General features: G+C 37.3%; 3 protein-coding genes. 2 read left to right on the top strand and 1 reads right to left on the bottom strand.

Annotated elements, in window-relative coordinates:
• Nucleotides 1-75: 75 nt before the first annotated feature.
• The gene (locus CEX73_RS01280) at nucleotides 76-411 is read left to right on the top strand and encodes a Grx4 family monothiol glutaredoxin (protein WP_101626808.1); all 336 of its coding nucleotides are present in this window, start codon (nucleotides 76-78) and stop codon (nucleotides 409-411) included.
• Nucleotides 412-431: 20 nt separating this feature from the next.
• On the opposite strand, the gene rnt is transcribed toward CEX73_RS01280, so the two are convergent.
• Nucleotides 432-1,088: a ribonuclease T gene (gene rnt / locus CEX73_RS01275; RefSeq protein WP_101626807.1), complete on the bottom strand. Its 657-nt coding sequence runs from the start codon at nucleotides 1,086-1,088 to the stop codon at nucleotides 432-434.
• Between the two features lie 499 nt (nucleotides 1,089-1,587).
• Between rnt and slyA the strand changes: the two genes are divergently transcribed.
• Nucleotides 1,588-2,022: a transcriptional regulator SlyA gene (slyA, locus tag CEX73_RS01270; protein ID WP_101626806.1), complete on the top strand. Its 435-nt coding sequence runs from the start codon at nucleotides 1,588-1,590 to the stop codon at nucleotides 2,020-2,022.
• The last annotated feature ends 92 nt before the right edge of the window (nucleotides 2,023-2,114 follow it).

Here is a 2,114-nt window from a genome sequence, read left to right as displayed (position 1 = left end):
AAAACATAAATAAGCAAAGATTAGACTGAGCTCAAATCTACTCATAAGTAATAATAAGTCATAGGAAACTAGATAATGACGCCAATAATAAAAAAAATACAGCAACAAATAGCAGAAAACCCGATTCTTCTATATATGAAAGGTTCACCAAGATTACCCAGCTGCGGTTTTTCCGCTAAAGTAGTACAAGCGCTATCTGCCTGTGGCGAACATTTTGCTTATATTGATGTATTGACCAATCCGGATATCCGCGCTGAGCTACCGAAATTGGCAAACTGGCCTACTTACCCTCAATTATGGGTAAACGGTGAGTTGATAGGCGGCTGTGATATCGTAATGGAAATGTATCAGCGTGGCGAATTACAGCAGCTTCTTAAGAAGACCGTGGAGAAAGATAATTACAGCCAATAACTCACTATATTCGTCAAATATCACACTTTATGGAAACAAGTAGTACTAATATCCGTCCAGCCGCCTAATCGTTTCCAGCGGTTGACTAGTTCGCAGAATAGTTCTGCAGTGCGCTCAGTATCGTACAGCGCTGAATGTGCTTCACTGTTATTAAAAGTAATACCTGCAGTAATACAAGCTTTTGCTAGTACTGTCTGACCAAGAACTAAGCCGCTGAGAGCTGCTGTATCAAAAGTAGCAAACGGATGAAAAGGATTACGCTTTAGCCTAGTGCGGCTAGCTGCTGCCATCAGGAACCCGTGGTCAAAAGCTGCATTGTGCGCGACAATAATTGCCCGGTGACATTCTTGATCTTTAATCCCTTTACGTACCATTTTAAAAATCTCATATAACGCTTCATGTTCAGTAACAGCCCCGCGCAAGGGATTGTCTGGATCAATCCTGTTAAACATAAGTGCTTCTGGTTGTAAAATAGCACCAGGAAAAGGCTCGACATGAAAATGTAAAGTTTTGTCTGCTGTTAACCAACCTTTATCGTCCATTTTAATGGTTACGGCTGCAATTTCTAGTAAAGCATCGGTACCAGCATTAAAACCAGCAGTTTCCACATCAATTACTACCGGATAAAAACCGCGAAATCTGGCCCGGAGGGCGTTTACTTCGTATTTTTCGGCCATGCTTATTCTTAATTGTTAGCAAATACAGTTATTATTATGGCAAATTTTACTACGTATTGCATCGTTAGTTACTTGTTTATAAGCAATAGCTGGTCGCGGCCAAATACATTGGTAATCTATAAAGTATTATATATTTATTCTGATTAATTAAAATTTAACATATGGTTAAATAAATTATATGTTTGTATAAAATATAAATTAACAATAAACTACTTATGTTGCAATAATAGTGTTACAGTTATAAATATTATTTCCGCAGTAGACTGTGCTAGTTACGGTGAGATTGATTTATTGCCTGTAAATATTATTTAACATATGTTGTAATGTAACATACTATTTATAGTATAATTCAGGAAAATGACTTTTTCATCTTCATCAGTATCTGCAACATGCTTATATACTGGTATGTATATCTCTTTGTCATATTATCCTTCATCCTAATGGATGAAGGATAATTGAGGGAGTAAGCTTAACTAGCTTAAATTATAAGGAGAGAAAATTGGAATCGCCATTAGGATCTGATTTAGCGCGACTTGTTAGAGTCTGGCGCGCTTTAATTGACCACCGTTTAAAACCTTTAGAACTAACACAAACGCATTGGATAACATTGCATAATATTTGTCAGTTACCTCCTGAACAGTCGCAGATTCAGTTAGCAAAAGCTATCGGTATCGAACAGCCGTCCTTAGTACGAACGCTAGATCAACTAGAAGAAAAAGGACTGATAACCCGGCAGACCTGCGCCAACGATCGGCGGGCAAAGAGGATAAAACTGACGGAAGCAGCAAAACCTATTATTAAAGAAGTTAACGATGTTATCGATGGTACACGAGATGAAATCCTAAATGGCATTAGCGAAGAGGAGATTAGTTTGTTAAGTAATATGATTACTAAACTTGAGAAAAATATTCTCGAACTTTATAACAAGTCTTAGCTAACGTTCATAGTAAAGAGCGATAAAAAAAACCGACCTACTTCAGGCCGGTTTTTGTCTATCATTTTATGAGATTTATTTGGTTTTCAACA

Source organism: Candidatus Palibaumannia cicadellinicola, from assembly GCF_002855795.1.
Taxonomy (GTDB): domain Bacteria; phylum Pseudomonadota; class Gammaproteobacteria; order Enterobacterales; family Enterobacteriaceae; genus Baumannia; species Baumannia cicadellinicola_C.
This window is presented reverse-complemented; position numbering and strand designations above follow the sequence as displayed.